Origin of the sequence: Caulobacter endophyticus (assembly GCF_029543245.1) — a bacterium.
Classification (GTDB): domain Bacteria; phylum Pseudomonadota; class Alphaproteobacteria; order Caulobacterales; family Caulobacteraceae; genus Caulobacter; species Caulobacter endophyticus_A.
Genome location: NZ_JARQWV010000017.1, coordinates 25,210 through 39,763, shown reverse-complemented (window position 1 = coordinate 39,763; position 14,554 = coordinate 25,210). Strand labels below are relative to the sequence as shown.

The window sequence follows — 14,554 nt, the reverse complement described above, 5'->3', positions numbered from 1 at the left end:
GCCCGCCATGACGCCGATCAATATCTCCGCACAGCCCCGCCACGACTGGACCCTTCAGGAAGTCGAGGCGCTGTTCGCCCTGCCGTTCATGGAGCTGGCGTTCGAAGCCGCGCGCGTGCACCGCGCCTGGTTCGACCCCTCCGAGATGCAGCTGTCGCAGCTGCTGTCGGTCAAGACCGGCGGCTGTGCCGAAAACTGCGGCTATTGCAGCCAGAGCGCCCACTTCAAGACCGGCCTGAAGGCCGAGAAGCTGATGGAGCCGGCCGTGGTCATCGCCAAGGCCCGCGCCGCCCGCGACGGCGGCGCCCAGCGCTTCTGCATGGGCGCGGCCTGGCGCGAGCTGAAGGACCGCGATCTGCCCAAGCTGGCCGAGATGATCGGCGGGGTGAAGGCGCTGGGCATGGAGACATGCGCCACCCTGGGCATGCTGACCGCCGAGCAGGCCAAGCAGCTGAAGGACGCCGGTCTCGACTACTACAACCACAACCTCGACACCGGCCCCGACTACTACAAGGACGTGGTGACGACCCGCACCTATCAGGAGCGCCTCGACACCCTGGCCTATGTGCGCGACGCGGGCATGAGCACCTGCTGCGGCGGCATCGTCGGCATGGGCGAGACCCGCCGCGACCGCGCCGGCCTGCTGCACCAGCTGGCCACCCTGCCCGCCCACCCCGACAGCCTGCCGATCAACGGCCTGGTGCCGATCAGCGGCACGCCGCTGGGCGACCAGATCCTGGCGGAAGGCGAGAAGGCCATCGACTCCATCGAGTTCGTGCGCACCATCGCGGTCGCCCGCATCGTCTGCCCGAAAGCCATGGTCCGCCTGTCGGCCGGCCGCGAGGGCATGAACCGCGAGCTGCAGGCCCTGTGCTTCCTGGCCGGCGCCAACTCGATCTTCGTCGGCGGCAAGCTCCTGACCACGCCGCTGCCCGACATGGACGACGACAGCCGCCTGTTCCACGACCTGGACCTCAAGCCGATGGTCATGGTGAAGGCCGAGGTGGCCGCGGAAGCCGTTCCGGCGGAGTAGGCCTGCGCTCCCCTCTTCCGTAAAATCCCCGCGAAAGCGGGGACCCAGGGTTTTTCGGCTCCGCCGGCAGGTCAGCCCCGGCTCCAAGTCCACCAATTCCGCCTTCCTCGCCCTTGTGGCGAGGATCCCGGGTTCAGCCTGTTCAGACCTTTCGAAATCTGTCCGGATCTGAGCAGCGGCCGGCATGGACCCTCGCCACAAGGGCGAGGGAGGCGGTGAGGTTTGCGAGAGCGGTTAGGGGAGAGCGACCAGGCGCCCCGAAGCTCTTGCCCTTTCTGGACGAAATTTAATGAAGGCGGCCCCGGCGCTCGCTTGTCCCGGATGCCCCGCAACCTATGGTGCGGGGCATCTTCGCGTTATGCGAAAACCTATTCGGGGCTCTTCATGAAGCTGTTCGCCTCCGCCGCCGTCGCGGCGTTGCTCCTCGCCAACCCAATGCTCGCGCAAGCCGCGCCCAAGCCGGCGGCCAAGGTCACCGGCCAGCTGGCCCAACTGCCCGCCGTCGACATTCCCTATACGAAGTTCACCCTGGCCAACGGCCTGACCGTGATCGTGCACGAGGACCACAAGGCCCCGATCGTGGCGGTCAATGTCTGGTACCACGTCGGCTCCAAGAACGAGCCCAAGGGCCGCACCGGCTTCGCGCACCTCTTCGAACACCTGATGTTCAACGGCTCGGAGAACTTCAACGACGACTGGTTCAAGGCGCTGGAGAAGCTCGGCGCCACCGACATGAACGGCACGACGAACGAAGACCGCACCAACTACTTCCAGAACGTGCCGACCGCGGCCCTGGACCAGGTGCTGTGGCTCGAGAGCGATCGCATGGGCCACCTCGTCGGCGCCATCGACAAGGCCAAGCTCGACGAGCAGCGCGGCGTCGTCCAGAACGAGAAGCGCCAGGGCCAGAACCAGCCCTACGGCCAGGTCTGGGACGTCGTCACCGCCAGCACCTACGACGCCGACCACCCCTACGGCCACACGGTCATCGGCGAGATGGAAGACCTGGACGCCGCCTCGCTGGACGACGTGAAGGACTGGTTCAAGAAATACTATGGCCCGGCCAACGCCGTGCTGGTGCTGGCTGGCGACATCACCCCGGCCGAGGCCAAGGCGAAGGTCGAGAAGTACTTCGGTGACATTCCCTCGGGCCCGCCGGTCATGCGCCAGAAGGCCTGGGTGGCCAAGCGCACGGGCAGCCAGCGCGCCGAGATGCAGGACCGCGTGCCGCAGTCGCGCATCTACAAGATCTGGAACATCCCGCAGTACGGCACGGCCGAGTCCGACTACCTGGCCCTGCTGGGCGACGTGCTGGTCTCGGACAAGACCTCGCGCCTTTACCAGCGCCTGGTCTACACCGACCAGATCGCCACCAATGTCGGCGCCGGCGTCTCCGACAGCGAGATCGGCAGCCAGTTCGTCGTCACCCTGACCGTCAAGCCGGGCGGCGACGTGGCGGCGGTCGAGAAGGCTTTCGACGAGGAATTCCAGCGCCTGCTGCGCGACGGCCCCACGCCCGAGGAAGTGGCCAAGGTCCGCACCCTGACCCTGTCGAACTTCGTGCGCGGGGTCGAGCGGATCGGCGGCTTCGGCGGCAAGTCCGACATCCTGGCCGAGAGCCAGGTGTTCCTGGGCTCGCCCGACGCCTACAAGACCAGCCTCGAGCGCGTGCGCACCGCCACGGCGGCCCAGTTGCAGGCGGCCGGCAAGGCCTGGCTGACCGACGGCGACTTCACCCTGACGGTGACGCCGTTCCCGACCTACACGACCACGGCCGGCGCCGACCGCAAGACCATGCCCGAGGCCGGTCCGACCAAGGCTCCCGCCTTCGTCAAGCTCGAGCGCGCCACCCTGTCGAACGGCGTCAAGGTGATCCTGGCCGAGCGCCACGAGACCCCGCAGATCCGCATGGGCATGCTGTTCGACGCCGGCGTCGCCGCCAGCGCCGGCGACAAGGCGGGCCTGACCAGCATCACCACCAGCATGCTGACCGAGGGCACCAAGAACCGTGACGGCCTGACCATCAGCCGCGAACTGGCCCAGCTGGGCGCGGGCATCGGCTCAGGCAGCGGCCAGGACTTCACCCAGGTCTCGCTCAACACCCTGACCACGACCCTGGATCCGGCGCTCGCGATCTATGCCGACGTGCTGAAGAACCCGGCCTTCAAGCCCGAGGACCTCGACCGCCTGAAGAAGCAGGCCATCGCCAGCGTGCAGCAGGCCAAGCAGAACCCGCAGGCCATGTCGAGCCGCATCCTGCCGGTGCTGACCTATGGCGCCGGCTCGCCGTACGGCCAGCTGACCACCGAGGCCTCGGTCGCCTCGATCAGCCGCGACGACCTCGTGCGCTTCCAGACCACCTGGCTGCAGCCCAAGGGCGCGACCCTGGTGGTGGTCGGCGACACCACCATGCAGACCCTGCTGCCGAAGCTGGAAGCCCAGCTGGGCGGCTGGACGGGCGCCCCGACCAAGACCAAGGCCCCGGTCCAGGCCCTGCCGAGCAAGGCGGCCGTCTATCTGATCGACAAGCCCGGCGCCCAGCAGTCGGTGATCGCCGCCGGCAACCTGCTGCCCCCGCGCGACCCGAACGACCAGGCGGCGATCGACGCGTTCAACACCCTGTTCGGCGGCGACTTCGTCTCGCGCCTGAACATGAACCTGCGCGAGGACAAGCACTGGTCTTACGGCGCCTTCTCGGGCGTTCGCGACGCCCGCGGCTCGCGCCTGTTCCTGATCCGCGCGCCCGTGCAGACCGACAAGACCGCCGAGTCGTTCACCGAGGCGCGCAAGGAGCTGACCGACATCATCGGCCCGCGCCCGGTCACCCCGGCCGAGCTGGCCAAGGCCCAGAACAGCCTGACCCTGTCGATGCCCGGCAACTGGGAAACCGGCGAGGCCGTGGCCGACTCCATCGGCGAACTGGTCAATTACGGCCTGCCCGACAGCTATTTCGACGAGTATCCGGCCGACGTGCGGGCGGTGAGCGTCGAAAGCGCCACGGCGGCCGCCAAGAAGGTGATCAAGCCGAACGAGCTGGTCTGGGTGATCGTCGGCGACCGCGCCGTGATCGAACCCAAGCTGAAGGCCCTGAAGCTCGATATCCAGGTGATCGACGCCGACGGCAAGCCGGTCCAGTAGGACCCATCGGAGCGACTGATGCGAAGGGCGGTCCTGACGGGCCGCCCTTTTCATTTGTGGATAGGGGCGGGCGCCGCGATAAGCCGCCAGACAGTCCGACCAGGAGACGCGCCGTGCAGCAGCCGACCGAGATCATCGTCCTCAGCGACGGCCCGGCCAACGTCATCGAGGGGGTCTGGCCCGACCGCACGATCGGCCAGGTCACCCGCGCCGAACTGCACGCCTTCCGCGTCGAGGCCCCCAAGGGCCGGGTGCTGGTCTGCGCTGGCGGCGGCTATCTGCGGCTGATGCACGACCGTGAAGGCGTCGAAGCGGCGCTGTGGCTGAACGATCAGGGCTACGACGCCTATGTGCTGGCCCATCGCCTGCCGGGCGCCGCGGCCCCCGAAGGCGTCTGGCCCTTCGACATCGCCCTGACCGACGGCCTCTCGGCCCTGGAAAAGATCCCCACCGACTTGCCGCGCTTCGTGCTGGGGCTGTCGTCGGGCGGCCATCTGGCCGGGACCCTGGCCTGCCAGAAGGCTGCGGACCTTGCCGGCGTGCTGATCACCTACGCCCCGATCAACGCCAACCACCGCGACTACAAGGCGCCGGCCGGCAAGCCCGACTATCCGCCGGCGGAAAAGCAGGCCTTCTACGACGCCTGGCCGATCGGTATCGCCGCGCAGCCGCACGGCGTGCCCGCCTGCCCGGTGTTCCTGGCCTACGCGCTGCTGGACGAGGTGGTGCCGGTCGAGCACGCGCTGAACTTCATCAAGACCGCCCGCGACCTGAAGCTGGATCTGGACGCCCACGTCTTCGGCCAGGCCCCGCACGGCTTCGCCCTGCGCGAACTGGCGGGCACGCACGGCTCGTGGCCCGAACTGGCGGCGCGGTGGATGGCGGCGAAGGTGGGGTAGAGGGAAAGCTCCGCTCGCCCCACAACTGCTTTCCTGGGCCTCGTGCCCAGGATCCATGGTTCAGCTGCTCAGACCTTTTCAGGACGGCTTAGGTCTGAGCGGGAGCCGGCATGGGCCCTCGCCACAAGGGCGAGGGAAGCGTTCTAGATTTGCGGTGGGAGCTTAAAGCCCTATCGCTCCTCGTCGAAGCGGTTGCCGACCAGTTCGACCAGGGCGTCGACGGCGGCTTCGGCCTCGGGGCCTTCAGCGGCGATGTCGATGGTCGAGCCGATGCCGGCGGCCAGCATCATCAGGCCCATGATCGAACGGGCGTCGACGCTGGAGCCCTCGCGGGCGACGGTGACCTCGGCGTCGAAGCCCGAGGCCAGCTTGACGAACTTGGCCGACGCCCGGGCGTGCAGCCCGCGCTCGTTGATGATCTCGACCGTGGCCGCCGCCGTCCTGCTCATTTTTCTCCCGCCAGCACGTAGGAGGCCACGGAGATGTACTTGCGTCCAGCCTCCTGGGCGTGGGCCACGCAGGCGTCCAGGTCGTCGCGGGTGCGCACGCTGGCCAGCTTGATCAGCATCGGCAGGTTCAGACCGGCGATGACCTCGGCCTTGGTCTGCTCCATCACCGAGATGGCCAGGTTGCTGGGCGTGCCGCCGAACATGTCGGTCAGCAGGATGACCCCGGCGCCGTCGTCGACGGCGGCGCAGGCCTTCAGAATGTCCGACCGGCGACGCTCCATGTCGTCTTCCGGCCCGATGCAGATGGCCTTCACCGCGGTCTGCGGCCCCACCACATGCTCCATGGCGGAAACGAATTCCTCCGCCAAACGCCCGTGCGTGACGATCACGAGCCCGATCATGCCTGGTCTCTCAAACGGGATCCCCTTCGCCCGATACGGCAGGGAGGCGCCGCGCGGGCCGCCTTGATACGCTTGTTAGGGAGCGACTCCAAGATGCTCCAGCATCCTGGCGATCTTCGCGGGCGCGGCGGGCTCGAACGGCCACAGCTCGAAAGCCGGCAAATCCAACCCCAGAAGGCGTTCGGTGCGGGTCGAGGGCAGGCGCTCGACATTGGCCGGATCGTCGACGCAGCGCACCAGCAGGGCGATTTCGGCCAGCGGCAGGGCCGGTTCGGGCGCGATCCCGAAGCCGCGAACCTCCAGAAGCCCCTTCAGCGGATCGGGCGCCCGGCCGTAGAGCCGCCCCTCCGAGACGAAGGTCACCACCCGGTCGTCGGCCACCAGCCGGAAACCGGCCTCCAGCGCCCGCAGGGCCAGGTCGCTCTTGCCCGCGCCCGAAGCGCCCTCGATCAGCACCCCGCGCCACAGGCCGCCGACCCGCCGGGCCACCAGGCCGGCATGGCGGATCATTCGCGCCCGCCATGGTGATGATGGTGGCCGTCGCGGCCGTGATGGCCGTGGGCGTGACCATCGCGGTGCTCGGGCAGCTCGACCACGAAGCGCGCGCCGATCACCTTGCCGGCCTCGTCCTGGCGGTTCTCGGCATGGATCCGGCCGCCGTGGGCCTCGACGATCTGGCGGGCGATCGACAGACCAAGGCCCGAATTGCCGCCGAACGCCCGGCCCTTGGGCCGCGAGGTGTAGAAGCGCTCGAAGATGGTTTCGAGGTTGTCGGGCGGAATGCCCGGGCCGTCGTCCTCGACCGTGGCGACCAGGCGGCCGTTCTGGCGGACCAGCCCGACCCGCACCTCGCCGTCGCCGGCGCTGAACGAGCGGGCGTTGTCGATCAGGTTGCGGAACACCTGGCTGACCGGGATCTCGCGGGCCATGACCCGCGAGGTCCCCGAAGGCGCGCCGACCAGACGCACGCGGACGCTGAACGGCGGCTCCTCGCCGCGCACCTGGGCCTCGTAGATCGAGACGGCCTCAGTCAGCAAGCGAGCCAGATCGATGGCCTTGGGCAGTTCGCGCGACAGCTCGGCGTCGAGGCGCGAGGCGTTCGAGATGTCGGTCACCAGCCGGTCCAGGCGCCCGACGTCCTGCTGCAGTATGCCCAGCAGGCGCTGACGGGCCTTGGCCTCGGTGACCAGGTCGAGGGTCTCGATGGCCGAGCGGATCGAGGTCAGCGGGTTCTTGATCTCGTGGGCCACGTCGGCGGCGAAGCGCTCGATGGCGCCCATCCGCTCGGACAGGGCCTCGGTCATTTCCTCCAGCGAGCGCGACAGGTCGCCGATCTCGTCGTTGCGGCGCGAAATGTCAGGCAGGCTGATGGCCCGCGCGCCTTCGAGGCGCACATGGTCGGCCGCCCGGGCCATGCGCAGCACCGGCTGAGCCACCAGGCGGTGCAGCAGCAGGCTGGAGATCAGCACCGCGCCCACGGCCACCAGCACGAAGGGCAGCAGCGCCTTGCGCTCGGCGCCGATGATCTCGTCGACGTCGCCGGCCTCGACGGTCAGCACCCCCAGCACGGCGCGGACGTGCTGGATCGGGATCGACACCGACACCACCCGCTCGCCGTTCTCGGCCAGGCGCACCTGCTTGACGGTCTCGCCCATGCGGGCGCGTTCGATCTCCTGCTCGAACTCGGCCTTGGCGCGCTCCAGGGCGCGGGGCTTGGCGTCCTTGTCCTGCAAGGAGAGGCGGAAGCCGTTGTCGCCCGACTTGCGGGCCGGCGGCAGCACCTTCCACTCGACCCGGTCCTCGACCAGGTAGGAATCGGCCAGCAGCCGGCCTTCGCCGTCATAGAGGCGGGCGCGCTGCGAATGGCCGCTGAAGAACGACTGCAGGATGTCGTTGGCCGCCGCCACGTCGAGCATCGGCTCGGGCTCGCCCTGCGTGGCGGCCCGCTCGATGATGTTGGCGATCAGCTCGCCCTGGGTGCTGAGGCTGTCGATGCGGGCGTTGATCAAGCCGCTGCGCAGCTCGTTGAGCACCAGGGCCCCGACCACCAGGATGGCCAGGGCCAGCAGGTTCAGGCCGACGATCAGCCGGCCCAGCCGCGAGGCGCGCGGCCAGGTCAGCCGACGACGGTCGCGCGGCTCCGGATCCGATCCCGGCTCAGGCTTCGCGGTAGCGGTAGCCGACGCCATACAGGGTTTCGATGGAATCGAACTCGGGGTCCACCTGACGGAACTTCTTGCGCATCCGCTTGATGTGGCTGTCGATCGTGCGGTCGTCGACATAGACCTGATCGTCGTAGGCGGCGTCCATCAGGTTGTCGCGGCTCTTCACGAAGCCGGGACGCTGGGCCAGCGATTGCAGCAGCAGGAACTCGGTGACCGTCAGGCGCACCGGCCGGCCGTCCCACAGGCTGTCGTGGCGGGCCGGATCGAGCGTCAGCTTGCCCCGCTTCATGACCTTGGAGCCCGCGGCGCCAGCGGCGCCCGGCGCGGCCGGATCCTCTTCCTCGGGACGGGCGCGACGCAGGACGGCTTTGACGCGTTCGAGCAGCAGGCGCTGGCTGAACGGCTTGTGCATGTAGTCGTCGGCCCCGAGGTTGAAGCCGAGAATCTCGTCGATCTCGTCGTCCTTCGAGGTCAGCATGATGACCGGCGTCTCGGAAGACTGGCGCAGGCGGCGCAGCACTTCCATGCCGTCCATGCGCGGCATCTTGACGTCGAGGATCACGAGGTCCGGCGGATTGCTCTCCACCGCCTCGAGACCCGAGACGCCGTCGTAATAGGCCTTCACCGTGTGGCCGTGGCTCTCCAGGGCCAGGGAGACCGAAGCGACGATGTTCTCGTCGTCGTCGATGAGCGTGATCTCGGCCAAGCCGTCTAATCCTCCGAATACCTTGCGGTCGATCCTACCGACCACCGCGCTCCGCTACAACGCATGGAGCGGCCAAGCTTTCCATCCGGTGTTGTCAAACTCTATTGCGGCCGGGGCGTGGCGGGCTTGGACACAGTTGCGGCGCCGACGCCGAACGGTGATTTGCGCCCCTCAACCTCGCCTTAAGGTCTCGCAAGTCATAGTCACGGTCCAGGAGCCCCATAAAGCCCATGAGCGACCAGGTCCATTACGAGCTATTCGTGCGCCGCAAGGCCGGCGCGCAATGGACTCTGGACATGGCCACCGAGATTCGCAGCCACGCCCTGGCCCAGGCCGAGGAAGTGCTGAACTCGGGGCGCGCCGTCGCCGTGCGGGTCTCGAAAGAGACCCTGGACCCCGAAACCCGCGAATATCGCTCCATCTCGATCTTCACCAAGGGCATGGTCGACGGCGGCAAGCCGAAGAAGCCGGTGGAAGAGATGGAGCCGCTGTGCGTGCAGCCGGCCGACCTCTACACCGCCCACGCCCGCGACCGTATCGGCCGCCTGCTGGAAAGCTGGCTGCAGCGCCACAAGGCCACGCCGTTCGAGCTACTGCACCGCCCTGACCTCGTCGAGAAGCTGGAAGCGTCCGGCACCGACCTGCAGCACGCCCTGCAGAAGATCGCCATTCCCGAGGCCGAGGCCCGGGGCATGTCGGTCCACGAGCTGATCCGCAACTTCCAGGGCCTGGTCGAGCGCTCGGTCGCCAACCTGATGAAGGCCTTCAAGAAGGGCCAGCTGCCGGATCTCGACAAGGAAGGCTTTGCGAAAGCCGCCGAGCGCCTGGCCGCCGATCCCGACCGCGCCTTCCTGCTGGGGGCCGGCGTCGCCGCCTCGATCGCCCCGGCCAAGGACTGGAGCGAGAAGATCGCCCGCCTGCTCGACCTGGCCGACGCCGCGCCGGCCGAGCCCAAGGCCCGCGCCGCCGCCCTGGCCGCCATCGAAACGCCCCTGGCCGAGATCATCGGCTCCAAGGCCGGCATGGCCGACCTGCTCGACACCGCCGACGACCTGGGCTCGACCCTGGCCGCCATGACCCGCCTGGCCGGCGGGGCGCAGGTCGAGGTGCTGATCAAGGTCGAGGCCAGCGTCCGGGCCTGCATGCCGGAGCTGTCGGGCACAGCCAAGCGCCTGGGCCAATGGCTGTGCGGCGAGAACTTCCCCACCGTCCGCGCCTCGATCGCCCGCCGGGTGCTCAAGGAGCTGAACGGCGTGCGCCGTCTCAAGCCGACCGACGCCGAGGCCGAAATCGAGCACCTGCGCGCCCTGGCGATGAGCCTGACGGCCGCCGCGGGCCGCATCCTGCCGGCCGAGGACATCACTGCGGCTTTCACCACCCGCTCCAAGACTCTGCTCAACGGCGACTTCATCGAGGCCCTGCTGGGCCGCGACCGCTCGGCCCGCGAGGAGATCGTCATGCTGATCCGCCTGGCCGAGAACGTCATGGGCGCGGTCAACAAGCGCCACGCCGCCCGCTGGCTGTCGGCCAACATCCAGGCCATGCGCTTCGAGAAGGAAATGCGCCAGGGCCCCGACAGCCCGTCGGTGAAGCTGGCCGCCCTGGCCGGGCTGCAGAAGTCGCTGACGCGGTCGGGCCTGGTGGTCGAGGACTACGGCCCGCTGTGCGTCAAGCTGGGCGAGGTCGGCGGCATGGTCGAGGCCGACGCCCGCCTGCTGTCGCTGCTGGTCCGCGCGCCCGCCCCCCTGCCCCAACGCCTGAGCCTGCTGGCCCGCCTGGCCTCTGGCGAGGCCGGCCCGACCGGACCGGTCGCCGACCGCGCCCGCCTCGAAGCCCTGAAACTGGCCCGCGCGCCCGAAGCCCGCGAAGCCCTGGCCGCCAGCCCCGAGACCCTCGACCTGCTCAAGGGTCTGGTGCAGCAGCAACAGGCGGCTTGAGGGCCCCAGGCGCTCAGTCCTCTTCCTCGATCCAGAACACGAAGGCGTTGCGGTCGTCGAAGCCGAGAACGCCGGCGTCGAACGTCGCCGTCGACAGCCCCGTCCAGCCCATGCCCTTCTGGCCGGGCTTTGGCAGCCAGCCGTTGACGTAGAAGCGCGCCTCGGGCCCCAGATCGCCGAGCGCTTCCAGAGCCAGGTCCTTCAAACCCGCCCTGGGCGGACCGTAAGCGCCGTAAGCCAGGCTTTCGATAGCCAGAAAGGCCAGTTGCCCCGCCGCCTCGTCGCGGCTGATCTCTTCGGGTTCCCAGTCGCCCGCCGCTTCGCGATAGCCGATCTTTTCGACCAGCAGGCGGGAGAGCTTGCTGCCTCGGCCGTCAGGTCTCGGCCCCGCCCAGCGCAACACCGAACCTGCGTCGCGCTGACGTTCGAAACGGGCGAGCAGTTGGTTCAGGCGGTCCATTGGCTGAGCGTGACCTCGGCGAGTAAGCTTGTCCACGACCTGACGCGTCCCCAGATCCGGGCTCCCAGCGTACGGAGCCCGACATGGCCGTCTTCAGCGTCTTCTATCCCGCCCACGAGGGCGCGAAGTTCGATCACGACTACTACAAGGCCGTGCACATCCCGATGGCGCAGAAGGCCTTCGGGCCCACAGGCCTGGTCGACACGCGGATCCTGCGCGGCGTTCCCGGACCGGACGGCTCGTCGCCGCCGTTCGTGGCCATGGTGCACCTGACCTTCCGCGACGCGGCGGCTTTGCAGGCCTCGCTGGGCGGCCCCGAGGCTCCCGCTGTCCAGGCCGACGTCGCCAACTTCACCGACATCACCCCGGTGATCCAGATCAGCGTCGAGCCGTAGGGCGCCTGGAAGCTTGACCGGCGGGCGCGGGCGGCCAATCTGTCGCCCCGCCCGCTCGGAACCCATCATGGCCTTCATCAGCATCGTCTATCCGGCCCGCGACGGCGCGCGCTTCGACCACGACTATTATGCGCAGACCCACATCCGCATGGTGCGCGAGGCCTTGGCTGAAACCGGTCTGCTGGACGCCCGGGTGTTTCGCGGGGTGTCGGCCCTGGACGGCGGTCCGGCCCCGTTCGTGGCTATGGCGCACCTGACCTTCCGCGACGAGGCCGCCATGCGCGCCTGCCTGGAAAGTCCCGTCGCGCCGAGCCTGCACGCCGACGTGGCCAACTTCACCGACATCGCCCCGGTGATCGAGATTTATGCGGCGGGGTAGGAACGATCACCCACCCAGAAGCTTGCCTCCCTCGCCCTTGTGGCGAGGGCCCATGCCGGCGACCGCTCAGACCTTGGCCATGCGCGAAAGGTTTGAGCAGGCTGAGCCATGGATCCTAGGCACAAGGCCTAGGAAGGCGAAGCTGTTGTTAGTCGAGGTTGTCGAGCGTGTAGCTCGACGGGGGTTCGCGGCGCTCCTTCAGCAGCCGAAGGAGGATGCGCTCTGCGCGGCGGATTCGCTGCTCGTACGTCTTGGACATTCTGCTTCTCCTAAAAGAACGCGGCGTCATCGCGACGCTGCACACTCCTAGGTATGCTGACACTACCTCGACTTGGCTAGCGCCCTTCAAACACCCAGCGCCCGCGCCAGAGCCTCGACCACCCGCTCAGGGTCCTCGTCGGCCATGGCGGGATAGAGCGGCAGGGTCAGGCAGCGGCCATACCAGGCGTCGGCGCCGGGCAGGTCGGCCAGACCATACCGGTTCACATAGTAGGGCTGGCGGTGCACCGGAATGTAGTGGACCTGCGTGCCGATCCCTTGCGCCTTCAGGCTTTCAACCACCGCCGCGCGGGTGGTCATCGCCGCCTCGAAGTCGATCAGCGCGGTCAGCAGGTGCAGCGCCGGGTCAGACCATGACGGGCCGGCCGCCAGCCGCACCAGCGGCGACAACGGCGCCAGCAGCGCCTGGTAGCGCGCCGTCAGCGATCGCCGACGCTCGACGAAACGGTCCAGCTTGGCCAGCTGCGAGATCCCCAGCGCGCACAGCACGTCGGGGATGCGGTAGTTGAAGCCCAGCTCCGGCATCTCGTAGACCCAGGGCTCGGCCCCGGCCGGACGCACCATGCCGTGGCCGCGCAGGGAGCGGGCCTTGGCCGCCAGCGCGGCGTCATTGGTGGTCAGCATGCCGCCCTCGCCGGTGGCCAGCGTCTTGACCGGATGGAACGAGAAGCTGGCGAAGGCCGAATAGGCGCAGTCGCCGACCGGATGGGCCTCGTTTCCGAAGGTGGCGACCGAGCCCAGGGCGTGCGGCGCATCCTCGACCAGCACAGCGCCGGCGGCGCTGGCCATGGCCTTCAGCGCCGGCAGGTCGCAGACGTCGCCACGCAGGTGCACCGGCAATACCGCCCGCACGCGACGATCGCCCGCGCGCGCCAGGGCGTCGGCTAGGGTGTCGGGGGTCATCAAGCCGCTGTCGGGATCGACATCGGCGAACACCACCTCGGCCCCGGCGTAGCGGGCGCAGTTGGCCGTGGCTAGAAAGGTCACCGACGGGGCGATGCAGACGTCGCCCTCGCCGACGCCCAGCGCTATCATCGCCAGGTGCAGGGTCGCGGTGCCGTTGGAAACGGCGATGGCGTGCTGCGCCCCGACCTTCTGCCTGAAGGCCGTCTCGAAGGCCTCGACGGTCGGACCCGTGGTCAGGAAATCGGCGCGCAAAGCTTCGGCGACAGCGGCGATGTCGTCGTCCTCGATCGTCTGCCGACCGTAGGGGAGGAAGCCGCTCATCGCGCGGCCTTCTCCTCCAGCATGGCCAGCAGGCCTTCGGGCGAGAGCCAGTCGTGATTGTTGTCGCTGCTGTAGGAGAAGTCTTCCGCGACGGGCTTGGCGCCGTCGGCTTCGGAATAGGGCTCGCGGCCGAACTCGGCGAAGTTGGGCTCGATGGCGAAGCGGTCGTCAAACTCGACGGTCGAACGGGCGTCGTCGGCGCTGATCATGATCTCGTGCAGCTTCTCGCCGGGGCGGATGCCGATGACCTTGACGCCCGCGCTCGGCGACATGGCCTTGACCAGGTCGGGCATGGCCATGGACGGGATCTTGGGCACGAAGATCTCGCCGCCGCGCATCAGGTTCAGCGACGACAGCACGAAGTCGACGCCCTCATTCAGCGTGATCCAGAAGCGGGTCATGCGCGGATCGGTGATCGGCAGCTCGGTCGCGCCCTGGTCCAGCAGGCGTCGATAGAGCGGCACGACGCTGCCGCGCGAGCCCACGACGTTGCCGTAGCGCACGACGCAGAACCGCGTGCCGATGTCGCCCGACAGGTTGTTGGCCGCCACGAAGGTCTTGTCCGAGGCCAGCTTGGTCGCGCCGTAGAGGTTGGTGGGGTTGCAGGCCTTGTCGGTCGACAGGGCCACCACCTGCTTCACGTGGTTGTTGAGGCTGGCCCAGACCACGTTCTCGGCGCCCAGCACGTTGGTGTGGATGCACTCCGAGGGATTGTACTCGGCGGCCGGCACCTGCTTGAGCGCCGCGGCGTGGATGACGATGTCTACGCCGCGCAGGGCCAGGGTCAGGCGCTCGCGGTCACGCACGTCGCCAAGGAAGAAGCGCAGCTTGGCGAACTGCGCCTCGTCGAACTGCTCGCGCAGTTCCAGCTGCATGTCGCTCTGCTTGAGCTCGTCGCGCGAATAGATGATGACCTTCCGCGGGCTGGCGCGCTTCAGGACCGTTTCGATGAAGCGGCGGCCAAACGAGCCCGTGCCGCCGGTGACCAGGATCACCTTGCCGTCAAGGTCGAGGGATTGCGGTGAAAAGCGTCCCAAGATCAGCCTCCTCGCACCCGCCGCGCGCGCATCTGACGCACGGGGAATC

Annotated in this window: 14 protein-coding genes; 6 read left to right on the top strand and 8 right to left on the bottom strand. The window is 68.5% G+C overall.

The genetic code is table 11. From position 1 onward, the window contains the following. Positions 1-7 precede the first annotated feature (7 nt). From bioB to P7A99_RS16585, 3 genes are all read left to right on the top strand, one after another. On the top strand, positions 8-1,033 hold the full coding sequence (bioB, locus tag P7A99_RS16595; protein ID WP_277794884.1) for a biotin synthase BioB: 1,026 nt from the start codon (positions 8-10) through the stop codon (positions 1,031-1,033). A 384-nt stretch (positions 1,034-1,417) separates the two neighbouring features. Continuing rightward, complete coding sequence (locus P7A99_RS16590) at positions 1,418-4,171, top strand: M16 family metallopeptidase (RefSeq protein ID WP_277794883.1); 2,754 nt, start codon at positions 1,418-1,420, stop codon at positions 4,169-4,171. Between the two features lie 113 nt (positions 4,172-4,284). Continuing rightward, positions 4,285-5,070, top strand: coding sequence for an alpha/beta hydrolase (locus P7A99_RS16585; protein ID WP_277794882.1), 786 nt, complete (start codon positions 4,285-4,287; stop codon positions 5,068-5,070). A gap of 170 nt (positions 5,071-5,240) precedes the next feature. Here P7A99_RS16585 and P7A99_RS16580 read toward each other — a convergent pair whose 3' ends face one another. The 5 genes from P7A99_RS16580 to P7A99_RS16560 form a co-directional block, all read right to left on the bottom strand. After that, a complete protein-coding gene (locus tag P7A99_RS16580) occupies positions 5,241-5,519 on the bottom strand; it encodes an HPr family phosphocarrier protein (protein ID WP_116489063.1) in 279 nt (92 codons plus the stop codon). Continuing rightward, positions 5,516-5,920, bottom strand: a complete 405-nt coding sequence (locus P7A99_RS16575; protein ID WP_058348726.1) for a PTS sugar transporter subunit IIA — start codon at positions 5,918-5,920, stop codon at positions 5,516-5,518. The genes P7A99_RS16580 and P7A99_RS16575 overlap by 4 nt, the downstream gene beginning before the upstream one ends. A gap of 75 nt (positions 5,921-5,995) precedes the next feature. Then, a complete protein-coding gene (locus P7A99_RS16570) occupies positions 5,996-6,430 on the bottom strand; it encodes an HPr kinase/phosphorylase (protein WP_277794881.1) in 435 nt (144 codons plus the stop codon). Then, entirely contained in the window at positions 6,427-8,109 is a 1,683-nt protein-coding gene (locus P7A99_RS16565; protein WP_277794880.1) for an ATP-binding protein, read from the bottom strand. Before P7A99_RS16565 ends, P7A99_RS16570 begins: the two co-directional genes overlap by 4 nt. Beyond that, complete coding sequence (locus P7A99_RS16560) at positions 8,078-8,791, bottom strand: response regulator transcription factor (protein ID WP_277794879.1); 714 nt, start codon at positions 8,789-8,791, stop codon at positions 8,078-8,080. Before P7A99_RS16560 ends, P7A99_RS16565 begins: the two co-directional genes overlap by 32 nt. 230 nt (positions 8,792-9,021) lie before the next feature. On the opposite strand from P7A99_RS16560, the gene P7A99_RS16555 reads away from it, so the two are divergent. Beyond that, positions 9,022-10,728 carry a hypothetical protein gene (locus P7A99_RS16555; RefSeq protein ID WP_277794878.1) on the top strand — a complete coding sequence of 569 codons (1,707 nt, stop codon included), beginning with the start codon at positions 9,022-9,024 and terminating at the stop codon, positions 10,726-10,728. Positions 10,729-10,741: 13 nt separating this feature from the next. Here P7A99_RS16555 and P7A99_RS16550 read toward each other — a convergent pair whose 3' ends face one another. Beyond that, positions 10,742-11,188 carry a hypothetical protein gene (locus P7A99_RS16550; RefSeq protein ID WP_277794877.1) on the bottom strand — a complete coding sequence of 149 codons (447 nt, stop codon included), beginning with the start codon at positions 11,186-11,188 and terminating at the stop codon, positions 10,742-10,744. 83 nt (positions 11,189-11,271) lie between these two features. Between P7A99_RS16550 and P7A99_RS16545 the strand changes: the two genes are divergently transcribed. Beyond that, positions 11,272-11,583: an EthD family reductase gene (locus P7A99_RS16545; protein ID WP_277794876.1), complete on the top strand. Its 312-nt coding sequence runs from the start codon at positions 11,272-11,274 to the stop codon at positions 11,581-11,583. Between the two features lie 67 nt (positions 11,584-11,650). Continuing rightward, entirely contained in the window at positions 11,651-11,962 is a 312-nt protein-coding gene (locus P7A99_RS16540) for an EthD family reductase (protein WP_277794875.1), read from the top strand. Between the two features lie 345 nt (positions 11,963-12,307). Here P7A99_RS16540 and pseC read toward each other — a convergent pair whose 3' ends face one another. Together pseC and pseB are read right to left on the bottom strand one after the other, a co-directional pair. Beyond that, entirely contained in the window at positions 12,308-13,468 is a 1,161-nt protein-coding gene (pseC, locus tag P7A99_RS16535) for a UDP-4-amino-4,6-dideoxy-N-acetyl-beta-L-altrosamine transaminase (protein ID WP_277794874.1), read from the bottom strand. After that, entirely contained in the window at positions 13,465-14,505 is a 1,041-nt protein-coding gene (gene pseB / locus P7A99_RS16530; protein ID WP_277794873.1) for a UDP-N-acetylglucosamine 4,6-dehydratase (inverting), read from the bottom strand. Before pseB ends, pseC begins: the two co-directional genes overlap by 4 nt. Positions 14,506-14,554 lie beyond the last annotated feature (49 nt).

Coding starts and splice junctions, on each gene's coding strand:
- bioB (WP_277794884.1), top strand. CDS start 8: ATGACGCCGATCAATATCTCCGCACAGCCCCGCCACGACTGGACCCTT.
- P7A99_RS16545 (WP_277794876.1), top strand. CDS start 11,272: ATGGCCGTCTTCAGCGTCTTCTATCCCGCCCACGAGGGCGCGAAGTTC.
- P7A99_RS16570 (WP_277794881.1), bottom strand. CDS start 6,430: ATGATCCGCCATGCCGGCCTGGTGGCCCGGCGGGTCGGCGGCCTGTGG.
- P7A99_RS16565 (WP_277794880.1), bottom strand. CDS start 8,109: ATGGCGTCGGCTACCGCTACCGCGAAGCCTGAGCCGGGATCGGATCCG.
- P7A99_RS16575 (WP_058348726.1), bottom strand. CDS start 5,920: ATGATCGGGCTCGTGATCGTCACGCACGGGCGTTTGGCGGAGGAATTC.
- P7A99_RS16590 (WP_277794883.1), top strand. CDS start 1,418: ATGAAGCTGTTCGCCTCCGCCGCCGTCGCGGCGTTGCTCCTCGCCAAC.
- P7A99_RS16540 (WP_277794875.1), top strand. CDS start 11,651: ATGGCCTTCATCAGCATCGTCTATCCGGCCCGCGACGGCGCGCGCTTC.
- pseC (WP_277794874.1), bottom strand. CDS start 13,468: ATGAGCGGCTTCCTCCCCTACGGTCGGCAGACGATCGAGGACGACGAC.
- P7A99_RS16580 (WP_116489063.1), bottom strand. CDS start 5,519: ATGAGCAGGACGGCGGCGGCCACGGTCGAGATCATCAACGAGCGCGGG.
- P7A99_RS16550 (WP_277794877.1), bottom strand. CDS start 11,188: ATGGACCGCCTGAACCAACTGCTCGCCCGTTTCGAACGTCAGCGCGAC.
- P7A99_RS16555 (WP_277794878.1), top strand. CDS start 9,022: ATGAGCGACCAGGTCCATTACGAGCTATTCGTGCGCCGCAAGGCCGGC.